The sequence below is a fragment of the Streptomyces sp. 4F14 genome (genome assembly GCF_048159485.1).
Lineage (GTDB): Bacteria > Actinomycetota > Actinomycetes > Streptomycetales > Streptomycetaceae > Streptomyces.
In genome coordinates this window covers 199,406-218,123 of the sequence record NZ_JBLRVY010000001.1, presented here as the reverse complement: position 1 = coordinate 218,123, position 18,718 = coordinate 199,406, and the positions used below count along the sequence as shown (strand labels likewise).

Annotated in this window: 19 protein-coding genes; 10 read left to right on the top strand and 9 right to left on the bottom strand. The window is 72.9% G+C overall.

Annotation, left to right across the window (positions count from 1 at the left end; translation table 11 throughout):
- Positions 1-89: 89 nt before the first annotated feature.
- The 3 genes from ACLZOT_RS00780 to ACLZOT_RS00770 all read left to right on the top strand — a co-directional run bounded on the left by ACLZOT_RS00780 (position 90) and on the right by ACLZOT_RS00770 (position 2,698).
- On the top strand, positions 90-1,019 hold the full coding sequence (locus ACLZOT_RS00780; RefSeq protein WP_416966669.1) for a TetR/AcrR family transcriptional regulator C-terminal domain-containing protein: 930 nt from the start codon (positions 90-92) through the stop codon (positions 1,017-1,019).
- Positions 1,016-1,774: an SDR family NAD(P)-dependent oxidoreductase gene (locus tag ACLZOT_RS00775; protein ID WP_416966668.1), complete on the top strand. Its 759-nt coding sequence runs from the start codon at positions 1,016-1,018 to the stop codon at positions 1,772-1,774. The genes ACLZOT_RS00780 and ACLZOT_RS00775 overlap by 4 nt, the downstream gene beginning before the upstream one ends.
- Positions 1,775-1,882: 108 nt before the next feature.
- Positions 1,883-2,698, top strand: coding sequence for a hypothetical protein (locus tag ACLZOT_RS00770; RefSeq protein ID WP_416966667.1), 816 nt, complete (start codon positions 1,883-1,885; stop codon positions 2,696-2,698).
- A 451-nt stretch (positions 2,699-3,149) separates the two neighbouring features.
- On the opposite strand, the gene ACLZOT_RS00765 is transcribed toward ACLZOT_RS00770, so the two are convergent.
- The gene (locus ACLZOT_RS00765) at positions 3,150-5,012 is read right to left on the bottom strand and encodes a hypothetical protein (RefSeq protein WP_416966666.1); all 1,863 of its coding nucleotides are present in this window, start codon (positions 5,010-5,012) and stop codon (positions 3,150-3,152) included.
- A gap of 96 nt (positions 5,013-5,108) precedes the next feature.
- Between ACLZOT_RS00765 and ACLZOT_RS00760 the strand changes: the two genes are divergently transcribed.
- Positions 5,109-5,450, top strand: a complete 342-nt coding sequence (locus ACLZOT_RS00760; protein WP_416966665.1) for a hypothetical protein — start codon at positions 5,109-5,111, stop codon at positions 5,448-5,450.
- Between the two features lie 20 nt (positions 5,451-5,470).
- On the opposite strand, the gene ACLZOT_RS00755 is transcribed toward ACLZOT_RS00760, so the two are convergent.
- Genes ACLZOT_RS00755 through glnT form a run of 6 tightly spaced genes read right to left on the bottom strand, consistent with a single transcriptional unit; the run spans position 5,471 to position 11,394 of the window.
- Positions 5,471-6,166, bottom strand: coding sequence for a helix-turn-helix domain-containing protein (locus tag ACLZOT_RS00755; RefSeq protein ID WP_416966664.1), 696 nt, complete (start codon positions 6,164-6,166; stop codon positions 5,471-5,473).
- Between the two features lie 23 nt (positions 6,167-6,189).
- A complete protein-coding gene (locus ACLZOT_RS00750; RefSeq protein WP_416966663.1) occupies positions 6,190-7,260 on the bottom strand; it encodes an FAD-dependent oxidoreductase in 1,071 nt (356 codons plus the stop codon).
- Entirely contained in the window at positions 7,257-8,576 is a 1,320-nt protein-coding gene (locus ACLZOT_RS00745; RefSeq protein WP_416966662.1) for an FMN-binding glutamate synthase family protein, read from the bottom strand. Before ACLZOT_RS00745 ends, ACLZOT_RS00750 begins: the two co-directional genes overlap by 4 nt.
- A 15-nt stretch (positions 8,577-8,591) precedes the next feature.
- The gene (locus tag ACLZOT_RS00740; protein WP_416966661.1) at positions 8,592-9,266 is read right to left on the bottom strand and encodes a glutamate synthase; all 675 of its coding nucleotides are present in this window, start codon (positions 9,264-9,266) and stop codon (positions 8,592-8,594) included.
- Positions 9,254-10,066, bottom strand: coding sequence for a class II glutamine amidotransferase (locus ACLZOT_RS00735; RefSeq protein WP_416966660.1), 813 nt, complete (start codon positions 10,064-10,066; stop codon positions 9,254-9,256). The genes ACLZOT_RS00740 and ACLZOT_RS00735 overlap by 13 nt, the downstream gene beginning before the upstream one ends.
- Before the next feature lie 11 nt (positions 10,067-10,077).
- Positions 10,078-11,394, bottom strand: a complete 1,317-nt coding sequence (glnT, locus tag ACLZOT_RS00730) for a type III glutamate--ammonia ligase (protein WP_416966659.1) — start codon at positions 11,392-11,394, stop codon at positions 10,078-10,080.
- Between the two features lie 195 nt (positions 11,395-11,589).
- Between glnT and ACLZOT_RS00725 the strand changes: the two genes are divergently transcribed.
- Both ACLZOT_RS00725 and ACLZOT_RS00720 read left to right on the top strand, forming a co-directional pair.
- Complete coding sequence (locus tag ACLZOT_RS00725; RefSeq protein ID WP_416966658.1) at positions 11,590-12,777, top strand: sensor histidine kinase; 1,188 nt, start codon at positions 11,590-11,592, stop codon at positions 12,775-12,777.
- A complete protein-coding gene (locus ACLZOT_RS00720) occupies positions 12,765-13,409 on the top strand; it encodes a response regulator (RefSeq protein WP_416966657.1) in 645 nt (214 codons plus the stop codon). Before ACLZOT_RS00725 ends, ACLZOT_RS00720 begins: the two co-directional genes overlap by 13 nt.
- Positions 13,410-13,450: 41 nt before the next feature.
- Here the strand turns inward: ACLZOT_RS00720 and ACLZOT_RS00715 are convergent, their stop codons facing one another.
- Positions 13,451-14,188: a dienelactone hydrolase family protein gene (locus ACLZOT_RS00715; protein ID WP_416966656.1), complete on the bottom strand. Its 738-nt coding sequence runs from the start codon at positions 14,186-14,188 to the stop codon at positions 13,451-13,453.
- A 312-nt stretch (positions 14,189-14,500) separates the two neighbouring features.
- Here ACLZOT_RS00715 and uppS point away from each other — a divergent pair, with 312 nt between their 5' ends.
- Both uppS and ACLZOT_RS00705 read left to right on the top strand, forming a co-directional pair.
- Positions 14,501-15,253, top strand: a complete 753-nt coding sequence (uppS, locus tag ACLZOT_RS00710; protein ID WP_416966947.1) for a polyprenyl diphosphate synthase — start codon at positions 14,501-14,503, stop codon at positions 15,251-15,253.
- On the top strand, positions 15,250-16,662 hold the full coding sequence (locus ACLZOT_RS00705; protein ID WP_416966655.1) for an oxygenase MpaB family protein: 1,413 nt from the start codon (positions 15,250-15,252) through the stop codon (positions 16,660-16,662). Before uppS ends, ACLZOT_RS00705 begins: the two co-directional genes overlap by 4 nt.
- A 61-nt stretch (positions 16,663-16,723) precedes the next feature.
- Here ACLZOT_RS00705 and ACLZOT_RS00700 read toward each other — a convergent pair whose 3' ends face one another.
- Positions 16,724-17,095: a hypothetical protein gene (locus ACLZOT_RS00700; RefSeq protein ID WP_416966654.1), complete on the bottom strand. Its 372-nt coding sequence runs from the start codon at positions 17,093-17,095 to the stop codon at positions 16,724-16,726.
- Between the two features lie 193 nt (positions 17,096-17,288).
- Here ACLZOT_RS00700 and ACLZOT_RS00695 point away from each other — a divergent pair, with 193 nt between their 5' ends.
- Both ACLZOT_RS00695 and ACLZOT_RS00690 read left to right on the top strand, forming a co-directional pair.
- Positions 17,289-17,981, top strand: coding sequence for a GntR family transcriptional regulator (locus ACLZOT_RS00695; protein ID WP_416966653.1), 693 nt, complete (start codon positions 17,289-17,291; stop codon positions 17,979-17,981).
- Positions 17,982-18,054: 73 nt separating this feature from the next.
- Positions 18,055-18,666, top strand: coding sequence for a DUF6417 family protein (locus ACLZOT_RS00690; protein WP_416966652.1), 612 nt, complete (start codon positions 18,055-18,057; stop codon positions 18,664-18,666).
- Positions 18,667-18,718: the final 52 nt, after the last annotated feature.

Genomic DNA, 18,718 nt, shown 5'->3' with positions numbered 1-18,718 from the left:
AAATGGCCCTGTACTAGGGCAGTCAGCGGCTCTTTCGGCGCTTTCGCTGCTAGCCTCTGCGCTAGTACAGGCCGGGGAGGGGAGCGGTTGTGACGAAGCCCATAGACGCGCCGCCCTATCTGCGGATCGTCGCCGGGATCCGGCAGCGCGTCGCGGACGGGGAGTTGCGGCCCGGGGACCCGGTGCCCTCGACGCGGCAGCTCGCGCGGGAGTGGGGCGTGGCGCTCGCGACGGCGACGAAGGCGGTGACGTTGCTGAGGCTGGAGGGGGTCGTGGAGACGCGGCCCCGGGTCGGTACGGTCGTCGCGGGTACGGCGGCGCGGACCCCGGCCCCTTCGTCCGCACGGGAGTTGAGCCGTGAGCTGATCGTCCGGGCCGGCATCGAGATCGCGGACTCCGAGGGGCTCGCCGGGTTGTCGATGCGCGGGGTGGCGGCCCGGCTGGGCGTCGGCGCGATGTCGACGTACCGCTATGTCGAGAGCAAGGAGGACCTCGTCCTGCTCATGGCGGATGCGGCGTTCGCCGAGGCGGGGTATCCCGAGGCCGGGCCCGAAGGGTGGCGGGCGCGGGTCGAGTTGGGGGCGCGGACGCTGTGGGCGCTCTACCGCAGACACCCGTGGCTCGCCCACCTCACCTCTCTCAACCGGCCGTTGCTGACGCCCGGGGTGATCGCGCACGGCGAGTGGCTGCTCAGCGCCCTCGACGGGCACGGGCTCGATCCGGTGACGATGTTCGACCTCCAGGTGCTGATCTACAGCCATGTCCAGGGGCTCGCCGTGAACCTGGAGTGGGAGGCCCACGACGAGGCGGACACGGGGCAGTCGGACGACGAGTGGATGGACCAACGGACGCCGGTCCTGCGGGAGTTGACGGAGTCCGGGCGTTTCCCCACGTTCACCAGGGTGCTCAGGTCCTTCAAGGACGGGTACGACCTGCGGCTCGACGCGGTCTTCGAGTCGGGGCTCACCGCACTGCTCGACGGGTTGACGCCCGTCGTCGAGAGAAAGGCAACTGCGTGACCGACCGTTCGGGGCCGCTGTCCGGCCGTATCGCTCTCGTCACCGGCGCGAGCGGTGGCCTCGGGCACGGCATCGCCCGTCAACTCGCCGCCGCGGGCGCCTCGGTGGTGCTGCACTGCCGTCAAGCCGTGGGGCGGGCCGAGGAGTTGGCCGGGGAGATCGGCGACGCGATCGTGGTGAGCGGGGATCTGACGCGCGAGGAGGACTGCCGGCGGGTCGTCGAGCACGCCGTGGCGTGGCGGGGGCGGCTGGACGTGCTCGTCAACAACGCGGGCATCCAGCCGGTGAAGGGCCTGGCGGAGCTGACCGCCGCCGACTGGCAGGAACTCCAGCAGGCCAACGTCACCAGCGCGTTCCTCTGTACGCAGGAGGCGGCGAAGGCGATGGCGGCCCGGGGCGGGGGCAGCGTCGTCCACATCGCGTCCGTCGAGGGCACCCGTCCCTCCCCCGGCCACGCGCACTACGGCGTCTCCAAGGCCGCCCTGATCATGCACGCCCGCGCGGCCGCCCTGGAGTACGGGCCGCTGGGCATCCGCGTCAACACGGTCTCCCCCGGTCTCGTCGACCGACCTGGCCTCACCGAAGCCTGGCCCGAGGGCGTCGGCCGCTGGCACGCCTCTGCTCCCCTGCGGCGTCTCGGAACCCCCGACGACATCGGCGCCGCGTGCGTGTTCCTCGCCTCCGACGCGGCGTCCTGGATCACGGGCGTGGACCTTCCGGTGGACGGGGGTGTGAGCGCCCGGCCGGGGTGGTGACCGGGGGTGGGGGAAACCCCCGGGTCGAGTGGGTGGCCGTCCGCAGTGATCCGGGGACGCCGCTGCGGCAGGGTGAGGGGGTCGTCCTCCGGAACCCTGGGAAGTGCCTTGTCCAGTAACGCCGTTGTCCCTCCGCCGCGCGCTCGGGTCCTCGTACCGCTCGCCGCGTTCCTCGTGCCCGCCGTCTGGTTCGGGCCGCATCTGCTCGCCGCGGACGGTTCGCAGGGCGGGTTCGCCGATCAGGGGACGCTCGTGGGGGCGGTGAAGGAGGGGTTCGTCCGGTACTGGGCGGCCGGGAGCGGGGACTACTCGGCGGAGATGGGGGGTGTCGTCGACTACTGGTTCCGGTTCCATGTCGCCAAGGCCGTGCTCGCCTCGGTGCTGCTGGTGGTGCTGGTCGCGCTCGGGGTGGTGGTGTGGCGGGCGTTCCTCAGGAGCGAGGGGGTGCGCAGGGGCGGGCTCGCGGTGGCGGGGGCCGGTGTCACGGGGCTCGGGCTGCTCTCGCTCGTCGTCGCGGCGGCCAATGTGCAGGGTGCTGTCGCGCCGTTCACCTCCGTTCTGACGATGCTGCCCACGGGGGCGCGCGGCGGGGAGTTGGCGGGGACGCTGGACCAGGTCCGGGGGGAGTTGGCCGCGCACCCCGACAGCGCTCCGCCCGCGCTCGCGGCGATGATCAGCGACAACGCCCGCTACCACGTGACGATGGCGGTGATCGCCGGGGTGGTCGCGGCGGGGCTCGTGGTCGCGAGCGTGGTGCTGTGGAGGCGGTTCGCGGGCACGGCGGACCGGCGGACGCGACGCGTGCTGGGGGCGTTCGGCGGGCTCGGTGCGGTGCTCGCGGTGATGGTGCTGGTGGTGGGCGCGGCGAACGTGACCGTGGCGGCGGATTCGGCGCGGGGGCTGACGGACTTCTTCGGGGCGTAGGGGTACGGAGGGCGAAGGCGCGCGGGCTCGGGTACACGTCCGCGCAAGCCCTCCCGTGCACGCGCGGGCTCGGGTGCAAGGTCGAGCAAGCCCTCCCGTGCACAGACCTGTTGCCGGCAGAGCCTGCCCTGAGTGAGACCCGTCATCAGCCGGGCTCGTCATGCGCAGCACCCGTCATGAGCAAGGCCCGTCGCAGGGAGGGCCCGAGCAGTCGACGCCCCGGCCCCTCCCCCTGCCCGCAGCCCGTGAGGCGGGCGCGCAGGGCTTCGCCGTTGCTCGTATACGTCCCATGTTCGGATACGCCGACCGCTCGACCGTCGCAGCGTCGTCGCAAGGTGAGTGTGTGTACGGGGGCGCTCACGCCCGCCGCCGCCCCTCCGCGAATCCGCGACCTTCGTCTCCCACGGCCCGCTCTTCCGCCGCGGCAATTGCGGCGCGCGGCCTCGTACCGTCAAGGCGTCATCGGGCCGTGGGCGAGCAAAGTGCGCGCGACGGCGCGGAGTTCGTCGTCCGAGTGGCCCTCGCCCGAGAGCGGGAGGTCGTTGAGGAGGCGGCGTGGGGAGGAGAGGAGTTCGCGAAGTGCGGGGCGGAGGTGCTCCGGGCAGCGGCCGGTCTCCCTGAGAGCTCTCAGCGCGTCGAGGCCGACCGGGGTGGGGCCGGTGAGGGCCGCGAGGACCGGGACCGCGCGGTCGGGGGAGCCGGTGGCCCAGTGGTGGACCTCCGCCGCCGCGAGACGGGTCCAGTCGTCGCGGGAGTCCAGGAGGGGCTCGATCACCGGGAGGAGCGGGGCGGCGGCGGCGCCGAGGGGGCGCAGGGACCGGAGGTACCAGTGGATGCGGCCGTCGGCGAGGAGGCGTGACTTGACCGTGTCGAGTGTCGGCGCCGCGTCGTCGGTCAGTCGGTAGTGGGCGACCGCCGCCGAGACGCTCAGTGAGGAGTCGGGGCTGTCCATCGCCTTGCGGAGCAGGGCGACCGTCTCCGGGGTGCGGATGCCGAGGTCGCCGAGGGCGCGGGCGGCGACGATGGCCGCGCGGTCGGTGGCGAGGCATCCGATCAGCTCGGGGTGGGCCTCGCGGGCGGCGGCGCCGAAGGGGGTGAGGGCCGTGACGAGGGCGATGGCGTCGTTTCCGGTGGCGCCTGCGGCGAGTTGGCGCCGGATCAGGGGGAGCAGACGGTCGGCGGCGTCGGGGAAGTGGTGGGCGGCGGCCTTGAGCAGGGTGGGCGTGGGGTGCGCCGCCATCAGGTCCAGGGCGCGGGAGTCCGCGGTGCGGGTGAGGGCAAGGAGAGCGGGTTCGGCTTCCGGGGCGGCCGTCGCGTGGCGGAGCAGCGTGTCGCGGAGGTCGTCGAGCACCGGGCCCGGCCGGAGCCCTCCGGCGAGGCGGCCCAGGGACCGCAGCCTCGGCACGGGGTCGTCCGCGTGGTGCGGCAGCGCGGCCAGCAGCAGCGTCACGACCTCGGGTTCCCGGTCGCGCCAGGTCTCGGCGATCTCCTCGGCCAGCCAGGAGCCGTACGTCCCCTCGTCCCCGGCGGCGATCCAGCGCGCGGCGACGGTGAGGGCTGCGTCCGGGTCCTCGGTGAGCAGGCCGGTGACGCGCTGGTCCTGCGAGAGGGTGTCCGACCAGGGCATGCCGTCCCCCGCGCCGGGCGGGACCTGGGCGAACGTCTCCACCACCGCGTCCGCGTACGGCGCCCCGGACCGCTCGGCGAGCAGGACGGCCGCCGCGAGCCGCACCTCGTCCAGCGGGCTGTCGAGCCCTTCCGGTTCGCGGCCGAAGCGGGCCAGCGCGGTCAACGCGTCGGCGCGCACCGCCGGCTGCGGGTCGGCGGCGTACAGGGCGGCGAGCCGTGTCTCGGCCTGTGCCTTCAGGTCGGCCGGGAGGAGTCCCGCGGTCACCGCGATCACGCGGAGCGCGGCACGCCGTACGGTCGCGTCCTCGTCGGCGAGGCACGGCAGCAGGTCCGGGAGCACCGCGCACAGCTCGGCGCAGATCGCGGCGACACAACTGCCGGACCAGCGGCGGGACTCGGTGTCCTCGGGGGTGTGGTCGGCGAGGGCGGCGAGCAGCATGAGGAGGCTCGCCCGCTGGCCGGGGGCGTGGCGGGCGGCGTGGGCGAGGAAGGGGACGGCCGGGGCGGAAGCCTCGTACACGGAGCCCTGGTGGTAGACCGTGCCGTACAGCTCGTCGAGCGCCTCCTCGGCCGCCTCGCCGCCCTCGTACAGCGCCCGGATCAGGTCCGGGACGTCCTCGGCGGTGCCGTACGCGTGGGTCAGGGTGTGCCACTGGACGTCGTCCAGGTCCGCCGGTGGTCTCATGGGCCGTGCTCCTCGTCAGATCAGCTGCCGTCGAGCGTAGTGACCGGCACTGACAATCGGGTTGTGAGGCCGCGGGCGGGCTCGTAGGGTCCGGGCATGTCTCTTCGTGATCATCTCCGGCAGGCTCTTCCCGAGGCCATGCGTGCCCGCGACAAGGTCGCCGTGAGCGCGCTGCGCGCGACGCTGGCCGCGCTCGACAACGCGGAGGCCGTGCCGGTGGACGCGGCGGCGCTGCGGGGGCAGGCGATCGAGGCGGTGCCGGTGGGGGCCGGGGCGACGGAGGCCGAGCGGCGGGTGCTGGGTGAGGGGGAGGTCGTACGGATCGTGCGCGGTGAGGTCGAGGAGCGGCTCGGGGCGGCGGGGCTGGTGGAGGGGAGCGCGCATGCGGAGCGGTTGCGCGCCGAGGCCGCGGTGCTGGCGCGGTTCCTGGAGTCCTAGTCGCGCCGGCCGGGAAGGTGCTATTGCGGGGCGTGGTCCCCGAACGCCGTGACGGACAGGAAACGGATGGGGAGCGTCACGAGTTCCTGCGGGCCGTGGGGGCCCTCGCCGTCGAGTTGGAGGGCGTCGCCGGGGCGCAGGGTGTAGGCGGATTCGCCGTGGCCGTACACCATTTCGCCGTCCAGCATGTAGAGGAGTTCGGTGCCGGGGTGCTGGAAGAGGGGGAAGACCTCGCTCTGTTCGGTGAGGGTGACGAGGACGGCTTCCATGCGTTTGTGGGGGCCGCGCAGGGCGCCGAGGAGTTCGTAGAGGTGGCCGACGCGGCTGCCCCGGCGGACGATGCGCGCGCCGTGGCCCGCCGGGACGTACACCGCCTCGCGGTCGGCGTCGAGGCCGCGGAACAGGGCGGTGACGGGGATGCCGAGGCCGTTGGCGAGGCGGCCGAGGGTCGTGAGGCTGCACGAGGTCTGCGCGTTCTCGATCTTCGAGAGCATCGCCTTGGAGAGGCCGACGCGGGCCGCCATCTCGGCGATCGACAGCCCGGCGGCGGTGCGGTACTCCCTGACCTGGCGGCCGATGACGGCCTCAAGGCCGAGCGCCTGCGCCGCCGCACCGGGGTCGACCTCGCGGTCGGGGAGCGCGGCGGCGTGTTCGCGCAGGTCGGCTTCGTACGGGCCCGCTTCCTGCGGGTCGGTGGGGCCGGGGTCGATCGTCATGCGGGTCATTCTGCCCCGGGGGTTCAGCGGCGGAGCCTGAACCTCGGGTGGGGTTCGGCCTCGCCCGTGGCCAGGTCCGCCGCCATCGCCCCGATGAGCGGGGTGAACTTGGCGCCGTGTCCTGAGCACGGGGAGACGATGACCAGGAAGCCGTGGCGGTCGAGGACGAAGTCCTCGTCGGGGGTGGTGGTGTAGAGACAGGTCGCCTCGGCCACCGGGGCGGGCTCCAGGCCGGGAAGGCGCTCCTCGACCAGGGCCGTGACGCGGGTACGGGAGCCCGGGTCGGGGATGCCGCTGCGGGTGTCGGCCGAGGTGGGGGTCCCCCGGTCGTGCTCGGCGACCTTCATCGCGGGCGCCGCTCCCCCGTCGCTCCCCGAAGGCAGCCCGTACACCTGCGTGTTCGCGTCCTTGGCCACCAACACGGGCCATTCGTCGTCCGGTCGACGCTGCCGGAAGTGGAAGACCTGCTGCTGCGTCACCCTCAACTCCGGGAGTACGACGGACAGTCCGAGGTCGGGAAGCCAGGCACCGGCGGCCACCACGACCGTCTCGGCGACGACCTCCCGCCCGTCCGCCAGCCGCACCCGCCCGCCCTCGACGCCCACCACCCGCACCCCGGCGAGGACTTGCGCCCCCAGCTCCCGCGCCCTGCGCACACACGCGGCCACCGTCGCGTCCGCGTCGACCACCCCGGCGCCGGGGTGGTACAGCACGGGCCCGTCGAACCGGACGAACGGCCACCGCTCCGACGCGGCCTGAGCGCCGAGGAGTTCGTACGGCACCCCGGCCGCCCCCAGGATCCCGGCGAGCGCCTCCGGGTCGCGCCCCTCCCCCAGGTCCAGGCCACCGGTCGTCCGCAGCAAGGGAGTTGCGCTGTCCCGCTCCAGCTCGCGCCACTCCTCGTACGCCCGCCCGGCGAGGCCGACGTACAGCGGATCGGCGTAGGCACGGCGGAAGATGCGGGAGCTGCCGTGTGAACTGCCGTGCCGGTGACCGATGGTGTGGGCCTCGACGAGGGTGACCTCGTGGCCCCGGCGGGCGAGCTGCCAGGCGGTGGCCGCGCCCATGAGTCCGGCGCCGACGACGGCGATCACAGTCCGGCTCCGGGGATCCAGTCGGTGCCGGCGAGGGGGACGCGGGCCATGGCCGCCGACTCGATGGTGAGGGCGACGAGGTCCTCGGGTTCGAGGTGCAGGAGGTGGCTCTTGCCGCAGGCGCGGGCGAGGGTCTGGGCCTCCAGGGTCATCACGCGCAGGAAGTTGGCGAGGCGCCGTCCGGCGGCGACGGGGTCGAGGCGGGCGGCGAGGGTCTCGTCCTGGGTGGAGATGCCGGCGGGGTCGCGGCCGTCCTGGTAGTCGTCGAAGTAGCCCGCTGCGGAGCCGAGTTGGCGGTACTCGGCGTCGTACTTGGGGTGGTTGTCGCCGAGGGCGATGAGCGCGGCCGTGCCGATGGCGACCGCGTCCGCGCCGAGGGCGAGGGCCTTGGCGAGGTCGGCGCCGCCTCGGATGCCGCCGGAGACGATCAGCTGGACCTCGCGGTGGACGCCCAACTCCCGTAGCGCGCGCACGGCTTGGGGCAGGGCGGCGAGGGTGGGGATGCCGACGTGCTCGATGAACACGTCCTGCGTGGCGGCGGTTCCGCCCTGCATGCCGTCGACCACGACGACGTCGGCACCCGCGTGCACGGCGAGCTTCACGTCGTAATAGGTGCGCGTGGCGCCGACCTTGACGTAGACGGGCTTCTCCCAGTCGGTGATCTCGCGCAGTTCGAGGATCTTGATGGCGAGGTCGTCGGGCCCGGTCCAGTCGGGGTGGCGGCAGGCGCTGCGCTGGTCGACGCCGACCGGCAACGTCCGCATGCCGGCGACGCGTTCGGTGATCTTCTGGCCCAGCAGCATGCCGCCGCCGCCCGGCTTGGCGCCCTGTCCGAGGACCACCTCGATGGCGTCGGCGGCGCGCAGGTCGTCGGGGTTCATGCCGTAGCGGGACGGGAGGTACTGGTACACGAGGTGCTTGGAGTGGCCGCGCTCCTCGGGCGTCATCCCGCCGTCGCCGGTGGTCGTCGAGGTCCCGGCCTCGCTGGCACCCCGGCCGAGCGCCTCCTTCGCCTGCGCGGAGAGCGCGCCGAAGCTCATGCCGGCGATGGTGACCGGGGTCGCGAGGTGGAGGGGGTGCTTGGCGTGCCGGGTGCCGAGGACGACGTCCGTGCCGCAGCGTTCGCGGTAACCCTCCAGCGGATAGCGGGACATGGAGGCGCCGAGGAGCAACAGGTCGTCGAAGTGGGGCAGTCTGCGCTTGGCGCCCCAGCCCCGGATGTCGTAGACGCCGGTCTCCGCGGCGCGCTGGATGGCGTGGATGGTGGCGCGGTCGAAGGTGGCGGACTCGCGCAGGCCGTGGGATGCGGGTTCCATGGTCGATCGACTCCCTCAGTACGACGCCGTGTTGCCGGTCTTGAAGTGGTACAGCTCCCGCGCCGATCCGTACCGCCTGAACTCCCCCGGGTCCTCGTCCCGTTCGGCGGCCTTCAGCAACTCGGCGAGTTCCGCGAGGTGTTCGCCCCGCATCTCCTTCTCCACACAGTCGGCACCCAGTGACTTCACCGTCCCCCGGACATAGATTCGCGCCTCGTACAGCGAGTCCCCGAGCCCGTCCCCGGCATCCCCGCACACCACCAGCCTCCCCGCCTGCCCCATGAACGCGCTCATGTGCCCCACGTTCCCGCCGACGACGATGTCCACCCCCTTCATGGAGATCCCGCACCGCGCGGCGGCGTCCCCGTCGATCACCAGCAACCCCCCATGCCCGGTAGCCCCCGCAGACTGCGAGGCGTTGCCGTGCACCCGTACGGTCCCGGACATCATGTTCTCGGCGACGCCGGTACCCGCGTTGCCGTGGACGGTCACGGAAGCGCGCTGGTTCATCCCGGCGCAGTAGTAGCCGACGTGGCCCTCGACGTCCACGGTGTGGCCGGCCCGGATCCCGCAGGCCACGGCATGTGCGCCGCGCGGATTGGCCACCCGCCAAGACTCAGCGTCAGCGCCGTGCAGCGCGGCGTTCAGTTCGCGTACCGGCGTCGTCGCGAGGTCGATCAGCGTCGCCATACGTACACCTCTTCCGGCTCGGGTTCGAAGATGCGGGCGTGTTCGACGCCGGGCAGGACGTCGAGGGCGCGGTACTCGGAGGCCATGGCGACCCAGTCGTCGGTCTCGGCGATCAGCGCCGGCTTGCAGGCGATGGCGTCGCGGACGACGGCGAAGGAGTCGTACGTGGTGACGAGCAGCGTGTAGAAGCCGTCGAACCGCTCGCACAGCAGCTTCAGCGCCTTCTCCAGGTCGGCGCCCTGGGCGAGGTGGTGGGCGATGAAGCGGGCGCCGACCTCGGAGTCGTTCTCGCTGTCGAACTCGACGCCCTGGGCGCGCAGTTCGCGGCGGATCGTGGCGTGGTTGGCGAACGACCCGTTGTGGACGAGGCATTGGCCGGGTCCGACGGAGAAGGGGTGGGCGCCTTCGGGGGTGACGGCGGACTCGGTGGCCATGCGGGTGTGCCCGAGGGCCTGGTGCCCGGTGACGTGGGCGAGGCCGAAGGTCTCCGCCAACTCGACGGGGTTTCCTACGCCCTTGAGGACGGCGAAGCCCTCGCCCGAGCCGATCACGGTGGCGTCCGGGGGGTCCGCGTGGACCAGGGTGGTGTCACCGAGAACGGTCCCCGGGGTGTCCGGGGGTGCGCCGAGCAGACTGGTCGTGACGACACCGGGCGGCGACAGACGAGGGTCGCCGTAGAGGGCGACGCCCGCCGAGTCCGGGCCGCGTTCGGCGACTTGGCCCAGCATCGCCGCGAGGAGTTCGCCGAGGCGTGGTTCGAGGGAGGGCTCGCGCAGGTGCAGCCCGACGATTCCGCACATCTCAAGTCCCTTCAGAAGGCGGTCAGATAGCGGTCCAGCTCCCAGGAGCCGACCGTGGAGTGCCAGTCGAAGAACTCCTCGCGTTTGAGGTCGGCGAAGTAGCGGCTCACGCCGGGTCCGGCCGCGTCGAGGGCGCCGCTGACGATGTCGTCGGCCCGGAGGGCCTCGACGGCGTGCAGGAGGGTGGGCGGGAGGTGCGGTCCCTTGCCCGCCGCGCCGGGTTCGCCGGGGTCGAGGCCGCGTTCGATGCCGTCGAGTCCGGCGGCGAGGGCGGCGGCTGCGGCGAGGTAGGGGTTGGCGGCGCCGTCGCCGCCGCGCAGTTCGACGCGGTTGCCGTCGGGGACCCGGACGAAGTGGGTGCGGTCGTTGCCGCCGTACCCGGCGACGCGGGGTGACCAGGTGGCGCCCGAGCGGGTGGCTACGGCGCCGGTTCGCTTGTAGGAGTTGACCGTTGGCGCCAGGACGGCCTGGAGCGCGGGGGCGTGTTCGACGATTCCGGCGAGGAACGAGTAGGCGAGCGGGGAGAGTCCGAGGCCGCGTGCGTCGTCCGGGGCGGGGAAGGCCGGTCGGTCGCCGCGCCACAGGGACAGGTGCAGGTGCATGCCGGTGCCGGTGCGGTCGGTGAACGGCTTCGGCATGAACGTCGCGGTCATGTCCCGGCGTTCGGCGAGCACCGACACCAGGTACCGCAGGGTGATGACGCGGTCCGCGGTGGTGAGGGCGTCGGCGTGCCGGAAGTTCTGCTCGAACTGGCCGTTGCCGTCCTCGTGGTCGTTGGCGTAGTTGCCCCAGCCGAGGGTGTTCATCGCGCGGGAGACGGCGGTGAGGTGGTCGTACATGCGGGTCAGTCCGCGTGCGTCGTAGCAGGGGCGGCTCGCGGTGTCGCGGGGGTCGGCGACGGTGAGCGTGCCGTGTTCGTCGCGGTGGACGAGGAAGTACTCGACCTCGGCGCCGACGGACATCGACAGGCCCTGTTCCGCCGCCCGTTGGAGCTGGCGGCGCAGGATGACGCGCGGCGCGTACGGCCAGGGTTCGCCCTCGACGTACGGGTCGCAGTGCACGAGGGCGAGGCCGGGTTCGACGAACGGCAGGGGTGTGTACGAGGTGACGTCGGGGCGGGCCACGACGTCCGGGTCGCTGGGGAGCTGGCCGAGGGCGCCGGCGGCGTACCCGGCGAACCCCACTCCCTCGTCGCGGAGTTCCTCCACCGACTCGGCCGGTACGAGCTTCGCGCACGGCTTGCCGGTCAGGTCGACGAAGACGGCGAGGACGAACTCGACGCCGTCCGCACGGACCAGGTCGGCGAGATCGGCGAGGTCGGTCGTCATGGGGCCTCCCGGAAGATGTCCACTGACAGGAATCAATGTTGCACATCAGTAGACCCGGTGAACATGTCCGGGGGATTTCGGCGCGGGAAGCTCCCCGTTAGCGCGCTCTGCGGGAGCGGGGTGGCACCAGTACCACCCCCGAAGCGGTCGCTGCCTTCATGGACCGGCCCTGACCTCGGGTTCTACCGTTGCGCCATGCACCTCTCCGCTCGGCTGCGCCGGTTCGTCCCGGCCTCGGCCGCCTTCCATGCCACGGGTCTGCTGATCCAGCTCGGCGTCCTGCTGGTCCTGGCCCTGCCGTGGATCTTCTTCAGACCCTCGGCGCTGTGGGCGGTGCTCCTCGCGGTGTTCGTGCCCGTCGCGGCGGTGGTGTCCGCCGGGCCACTGCTGACGCGGGCTCAGCGCGCGCGGCTGCGGACGCGGCTCGGCGTGGAGGTTCCCGTGGCGCGCACCGGGCGGCGGCAGTTGGGGTACCACCTGCTGGCCGGCCCACTGCTGGCGCTCGCGGCGGTGTCCGTGCTGCTGGCCTGGGCCGTGGCGGTCTGCGCCGGCACGTTCTACGGGTGGATCTGGGCCGCTCCGCCCGACTGGCGCCTCGTGGACGCCGGTTACACCGTGCAGGGCGCGTACATCACGGCCGCCGGGCTCGCCCTGCTGTACGGCGCGGCCCGGGCGTCGGGCGCGCTGGCCCGGCTGGACGGGCGGATCGCGTCGGCGCGGCTCGGGCCGAGCCCCGAGGAGCGGCTCGCGCACCGGGTGAGCGCGCTGGCCGAGAGCCGGGCGGGTCTGGTGGACGCCGTGGACGCCGAACGGCGGCGTATCGAACGGGACTTGCACGACGGGGCGCAGCAGCGGCTGGTGTCGCTCGCCGTCAACCTCGGGATCGCGAAGGCGACGCTCACCGAACTGCCGCCCGAGGTACGGCGGGTGCTGGACGAGGCGCACCGGGAGGCGAAGGAGGCGATCGAGGAACTCGGCGCGCTGGTACGGGGGTTGCATCCGGCCGTCCTTGAGGACCGGGGGCTCGACGCGGCGCTGTCGGGGCTCGCCGGGCGGGCGCCGATTCCGGTGCGGGTGCGGGTGGAGCTGGTGTCGCGGCCGTCGGCGGCGGCCGAGTCCGTCGCCTACTTCGTGGTGTCCGAGGCGCTGACGAACGTGGTGAAGCACGCGGAGGCGGCGCGGGCCGAGGTGTCGGTGGAGCGGTTCGGGCCGACGCTGCTGGTCGTCGTCAGCGACGACGGGGTCGGCGGGGCGCGGATCGGGGCGGGGAGCGGGCTGGCGGGGCTGGTCAAGCGGGTCGCGGCGGTGGATGGGAAGCTGTCCCTCGACAGCCCTGTCGGAGGGCCGACCGTCCTGACCGTGGAGCTGCCGTGCGTGCCGTGATCGCCGAGGACTCGGTGCTGCTGCGGATCGGGGTCGTCAAGGTCCTGGAGCTGGCGGGGTTCGAGGTGGTGGCCGAAGTCGGTGACGCCGAGGGCCTGTTGGGCGCGGTCGAAGAACACCGGCCCGACGTCGCCGTGGTGGACGTCCGGATGCCGCCCGGCTTCACCGACGAGGGCGTACGGGCCGCGCTGACCGTCAGACGCCGGTGGCCGGGGACCGCCGTCCTGCTGCTGTCGCAGTACGTGGAGGAGCGGTACGCGGCGGAGCTGCTCGCCGCGCACACGACCGGGATCGGCTACCTCCTCAAGCAACGCGTCGCGGACGTCGAGGAGTTCGCCGCGACGGTACGCCGAGTCGCCGCCGGGGGAACCGCGTTGGACCCCCAGGTCGTGTCCCAGCTCCTCGTACGCCGCCACAGCGACCCCCTCGACCGGCTCACCCCGCGTGAGCGCGAGGTGCTGGAGCTGATGGCGGGCGGGCGCTCCAACGCGGGGATCGCGGGGCAGTTGGTGATCAGCGAGAGCGCGGTGGCCAAGCACATCAACAGCATCTTCGCGAAGCTGGACCTGCCGAGGGCGGACGCGGACCATCGGCGGGTGCTGGCGGTGCTGCGGTTTCTCGGGGTGGCGTGAGAGCGACGTACTGACGTCCGGCGCCAGCATGTCTGCCTGGGTCACGCCCCCGGGTCCTCCGTCACGGGCAGGCACTCGGCGAGCAGGTCGACGACGTCGCGCCAGGCTCGTTGCGCGTGCTGTGGGTGGTAGCCGACGCCGGGGACCGTGGGGTGGTCGACCGGCGGGTGGTGGAAGGCGTGCAGGGCTCCGCCGTAGACCGTGAGGCGCCAGTCGACGCCCGCGGCCTGCATCTCGGCGGTGAACGCGTCGCGTTGCGCGGGCGGCATGATCGGGTCTTCCGACCCGACTCCGGCCCACACCGGGCAGCGGATGCGCGCCGCCTCGCCCGGTCGGCCCGTGGTCAGTGCGTTGACTGTCCCGATCGCGCGCAGACCGACTCCATCGCGACCGAGTTCCAGTGCGACCGCGCCCCCCGTGCCGTAGCCGACGGCGGCGGTCCGGTCGAGGTCGGCCCGAGGCTCGGTGCGCAACACGTCGAGCGCCGCATGGCCGATCCCCCGCATCCGGTCGGGATCGGCGAGCAGCGGCAGGCAACGGGCCAGCATCTCTGCGGGGTCACCCAGATAGCGCCCGCCATGAAGATCGAAGGCCAGCGCGACATATCCCAGCTCGGCGAGCGCGTCGGCGCGGCGGCGCTCCACGTCGCTGAGCCCCATGCCCTCCGGTCCGACCAGTACCGCGGGCCGACGGTCGGCACCTGCCGGAAGCGCGAGGTGCCCGATCATCGTCAGACCGTCGGCCGGGTACTCGACCGTACACGTCTCAGTCTTCGTCATGAGTCCGGACTGTAGTCATCGTCGAACCCGGTCGGGCCCGGCGGCCGGGTCCACCGAGTCCCGTTGGCGCACCACCGCGCATGCGCCGGAGCGGATCGCCGCGCTGGTCCCGGAGTCCGCGGGCCCCGTCGACCCAGGCTGCCTCTCCACTCGCCGGAAACGGTCGCGAAGAAGTCCGACTCGAACATCCGGTGATCTCTTTCGAGTGAATCGGGAGCGGGATTAGTCCGTTCGGCCGATGGGACAGGCACGCTGGAGGTGTCGAGGCGGGAGGGGCCGGTGGGGACAACGGGGACAGCAGGCGCGGCGGGGATGCAGGCGGCGTCGGAGCGGGCGCCCGCGCGTGGGGCCGTTCCGCGGCATGTGGCCTGTGTGATGGACGGCAACGGCAGGTGGGCGGCGCGCAGGGAGCTGCCCCGGACGTCGGGGCACCGCGCCGCGGAGGCGACGGTGATCGATGTCATCGAGGCCGCGCGCGGGGCGGGCGTCCGGTGGCTGAGCCTGTACGCGTTCTCCACGGAGAACTGGCGACGCCCCGGCAGCGAGGTCGACTTCCTGATGCGGCTGGTGCGCCGGGTGGTGCGCAAACACGCGCCGCTGCTGCACGCGCGGGGCATCCGGTGCCGGTTCCTCGGGGTGAGCGATCCGCGCATCCCGGCGGGCCTGGCGCGGGACTTCGCTGACCTGATGACGCTGACGGAGGCGAACCGGGGCATGACGCTGACCGTGGCGTTCGACCACGGGGGCCGGCGGGACATCGTGGAGGCGGCGCGGGCGCTGATCCGCGCGGGCGTCCCGGCCGACGCGGTGGACGAGGAGAGCTTCGCCGCGCACCTGCCGTTCCCGGACACTCCGGACGTGGACCTCGTCATCCGTACGTCCGGCGAGCAGCGGATCTCCAATTTCATGCTCTGGCAGGTCGCCTACGCGGAGTGGACGTTCCCGCCGGTCCTGTGGCCCGACTTCCGGGCCCCGCACTTCCTGGAGTGCCTGCACGCCTATCAGCAGCGCGACCGCCGGTACGGCGGCGTCGCCCCCCGGCAGATCGGAGAGCCCCGCCCGTGACCGACACCAGCACCGCCGAGACGCCCCTGTTCGGCCCGGGGTCGAAGTTCGACACGTTCGTGAACGACCCCCGCTGGGCGCTGGCCCTGGTCCGGGCACTGGTCCTGGAGGCCGCGCACCCGCAGGTCGGCGCGGCCCTGCTGGACAACTCGACGTTCGTGACGCACCCGTGGCGCCGCCTGTGGAACACGTACCGCAGCCTGCGCCGCATGTTCGGCGAGGACGACGGCGTACGCGCGCGGGAGGCGGACCGCCTGAACCGGCTGCACGCGCGCCTGAGGAGCGCGGGCGCGTACGACGCGACGGACCCGGCGGTCCGGGCGTGGGTCGTGGCGACGCTGTTCGAGAGCACGGTCACGATGTGCCGGCTGAGCGGCCAGCCGCTGGACCCGGCGGAGATGGAGCGGGTGTACGCGGAGTACCGGGCGTTCCTGGGCGCGCTGGACGGCGAGGAGTCCGCGCTGCCGGGGACGGTGCGGGAGTTCTGGCCGTACTACGACCGGGTCGTGGCGCAGGAGCTGGAGAACACGGAGGCGGTGCGGATCATCCTGTACCGGCTCTTCGAGCACGTCCCGGCGCCGCCGCTGCTGCACGGCGTACCCACGCTGTGGGCGGCGGGGCGGGCGGTCGCGGGGCCGGTGATCGGGGCGGTGACGGTGGCGTCGCTGCCGGAGGCGTTCCGGCAGCGGGCGGGGCTGGCCGAGGTCCCGGGGGCGCGGACCCTGCTGCGCAGCGCCTACTTCACGGCCGGCCTCGCGCGGTTCCTGCCGGAGGGGTGGATCGAGGCGGACAAGGTCGTCGACCTGCTGTCGAAGTCGCCGGACAGCGACGATCCCCGGCTCCGGGCGGTGCGGGACACGGCGCGCAAGGCCGGTGCGTTCGTGCGGCTGGTCGTACCGCTCCCCCGCGAACCGGAGCCGGATTTCGCGCCGTCGCGTGACGCCGAGGACTTCTTCGACGCGGTCCTCGACCAGACCGGCGACGGCTTCGTCATGTGGCCGGACCTCGCCGCGATGGCCCGCGAGCTGTCGACCCGCCTCGACCTGGACGAGCCGCTGGAGACCCGCCTGTACACCGCGTACGCCGACTGGTGGCGCGAACTCCAGTCGGCCCTGGACACAGACGGCGACGGCCGGATAAGCCGCGCCGAGTACGCCGCCGGGGTGCCGTCCCTCGCCGGGCCCGCGCTGATCCGGCTCGCCGGGGTCCTCTTCGACGCCACCGACACGAACGGCGATCAGCGCATCGACGCGGAGGAGTACCGGCGGCTGTTCCGCAGGGCGTTCCACCGCGAACTGCCGGTGAGCGGTGGGGCGTACGCGCGGGGCGACTTCGTACGGGACTTCCTGTCGTTCATGGCGGGACGGCGGCGTACGACACCCTTCGACCCGCTGCTCGCGGAGGCGTGAGGGCGTGCGTCAGGGGCGGCCCCCCGGTGTTCCCGGTGACGGGGCCGCCCCTGGCGGGTGGTCAGCGCGCTGTGCCGCAGTAGGTGCCGGGGATGCCGGAGATCGTCATGCAGACCTGGTCGCCCTGGACGAGGGCGGGGGTCGGCCTGAAGGACCCCTGGATGAGGCCCGGTTGGGAGGTGGTCGAGATGAGGCCATGCGCCTGGAGGCCGTTGACGGTGAAGAACAGCGACACGAATGTGGGCGCCTGCCTGATCGTGAAGTTGTAGACGTAGCCCTGGGTCGCGTTGCCGTCGACGCCCGCGCACACCCGGGCCTCCGGGATGCAGATCACCTGTACGGAGGGGGCGGCCGAGGCGGCCGTGGGTACCAGGACCGCGCCCAGTGCCGCGCCCGCCGCTAAGGCGCTTGCGATGAGTCGTCTCGTTCGCATGGGACTGGTCGTCTCCTTCTGCCGGTTCCGACCATGCGTTCGGTCGTCCTCGATGGTGGTGCGCGTGGGGTGAGGCGTCAAGGGATGTGGCACGCGAGCCGTTCACCTTGCGTTTCCGGCACTCCTTGCATGGCAGGAGTCGGCGTGATCGAGAGGTTGACGCGGATCGGCCGCCCCCTTACGTTCTTGTACCATGCAAGAACCCACGAGGCGCCCGAGGAAGCCCCTGCAGCAGACCAGCATGCAGGCCAGGGTCGCCGAAGAGCTGCGCCGGATGATCATCAGCGGTGAGCTCCCGCCCGGTTCCAGCCTCTCCGAGATGGCGCTGTCCGAGACGTTCGGGGTGAGCCGTACGCCGATCCGCGAGGCCCTCAAGCAGCTGCAGATCGAGGGGCTCGTGGAGGTGCGCCCGAGGGTCGGTACGTTCGTCGCGGTGCCGTCCTGGCGGGAGATCACCGAGCTGTTCCAGATGAAGGAGCTGCTCGAAGGGGCCGCCGCCCGGCTGCTGGCCCTGCGCGGGAACGTGCCGGAGCTTCAGCAGCTCCGGGACACGATGGCCAAGGCGGACGAGGCGGTGCGCGCGGGCGACCTGGAGCGGTACGCCGAGCTGGTGCACGAGTTCCACGGCCTCATCGTCACCGGGGCCGACAACACCAAGCTGGAGGCCCACTACCGCACGCTGATGAACCAGCTCGCGTACGCGCGCCTGGTCCGGACGTCCCTCGCGCAGCCGGGCCGGCTCCACGACTCGGACACCGAGCACCACCGCGTCCTCGAACTGATCGCCGCGAAGGACGGGGACGGCGCGGAACGGCTGATGCGCGAGCACGTACGCCGCAGCCACCAGGCGCTCATGGCGGGCATGCGGGACCGCGCCAACTCCTAGACTCCCGGCCCGTTTTCCCCAACCGCTCACGTTCCGCTGCCCAGCGCACTACGCTCGGTGGGCGAGGTGGTGCATGAGGCACTCGGAGAAGCGGATCGCGCTCCTGGAGGAGCTGCGCGCGGGCTGGCGGGCGGCCCGCCAGGGCTGGGTGCTGGACGGCGAGCTGTCGGACGCGGTGTGGAACGCGGTGAAGGCCGCACTCCAGGAGGGCATCGTCGAGCAGGCCGACCGGCAGGCGCGCATCGACCTCGCCGCCCTGGTCGGGCACCCGGTCCCCCGCGCCCTGCGCATCACCGACTTCGGCCGGGACGTCCTGGTGTACGCGCACAGCCGTACGGTCCCGAAGCCGCCCCCGCGTGCGCCCGCGCCCGGGGAGCAGCAGGTCAAGCTGCTGCCCGCTCAGATGGAGACGCTGCGGATCTTCGTCGGCGTCGGCCACGAACTGACCCGGCCGCCGGTCGCGGGGCTCGCGGAGCGGGTCGCGTCGGCGCAGTTCAGCCCCACCGACAAGCGCTGGTACCTGTACCTCACCCCGGACCAGATGGAGTCCGCGGCGTACGCGATGTCGCTGCGCACGACGGTGTTCTCGTGCGCGGAGGCGAACCGCTTCAGCCGCGAGTACGGCGTCCGCTTCACCCCCGCCACGCCTGCGGTGCGCGATCCCGCACGGCGTCGCCGGACCTGACCGTGTCCTGCGCGGACGTCCTTCAAACCACCTGATCGAGTAGCTTCCGCGC

Excerpts from the sequence above, each read along its gene's own strand:
- ACLZOT_RS00765 (WP_416966666.1), bottom strand. The coding sequence starts at position 5,012 with ATGAGACCACCGGCGGACCTGGACGACGTCCAGTGGCACACCCTGACC.
- ACLZOT_RS00755 (WP_416966664.1), bottom strand. The coding sequence starts at position 6,166 with ATGACGATCGACCCCGGCCCCACCGACCCGCAGGAAGCGGGCCCGTAC.
- ACLZOT_RS00700 (WP_416966654.1), bottom strand. The coding sequence starts at position 17,095 with ATGCGAACGAGACGACTCATCGCAAGCGCCTTAGCGGCGGGCGCGGCA.
- ACLZOT_RS00760 (WP_416966665.1), top strand. The coding sequence starts at position 5,109 with ATGTCTCTTCGTGATCATCTCCGGCAGGCTCTTCCCGAGGCCATGCGT.
- ACLZOT_RS00745 (WP_416966662.1), bottom strand. The coding sequence starts at position 8,576 with ATGGAACCCGCATCCCACGGCCTGCGCGAGTCCGCCACCTTCGACCGC.
- ACLZOT_RS00740 (WP_416966661.1), bottom strand. The coding sequence starts at position 9,266 with ATGGCGACGCTGATCGACCTCGCGACGACGCCGGTACGCGAACTGAAC.
- ACLZOT_RS00695 (WP_416966653.1), top strand. The coding sequence starts at position 17,289 with ATGCAAGAACCCACGAGGCGCCCGAGGAAGCCCCTGCAGCAGACCAGC.
- uppS (WP_416966947.1), top strand. The coding sequence starts at position 14,501 with ATGCAGGCGGCGTCGGAGCGGGCGCCCGCGCGTGGGGCCGTTCCGCGG.
- glnT (WP_416966659.1), bottom strand. The coding sequence starts at position 11,394 with ATGACGACCGACCTCGCCGATCTCGCCGACCTGGTCCGTGCGGACGGC.
- ACLZOT_RS00690 (WP_416966652.1), top strand. The coding sequence starts at position 18,055 with ATGAGGCACTCGGAGAAGCGGATCGCGCTCCTGGAGGAGCTGCGCGCG.
- ACLZOT_RS00735 (WP_416966660.1), bottom strand. The coding sequence starts at position 10,066 with ATGTGCGGAATCGTCGGGCTGCACCTGCGCGAGCCCTCCCTCGAACCA.
- ACLZOT_RS00715 (WP_416966656.1), bottom strand. The coding sequence starts at position 14,188 with ATGACGAAGACTGAGACGTGTACGGTCGAGTACCCGGCCGACGGTCTG.
- ACLZOT_RS00725 (WP_416966658.1), top strand. The coding sequence starts at position 11,590 with ATGCACCTCTCCGCTCGGCTGCGCCGGTTCGTCCCGGCCTCGGCCGCC.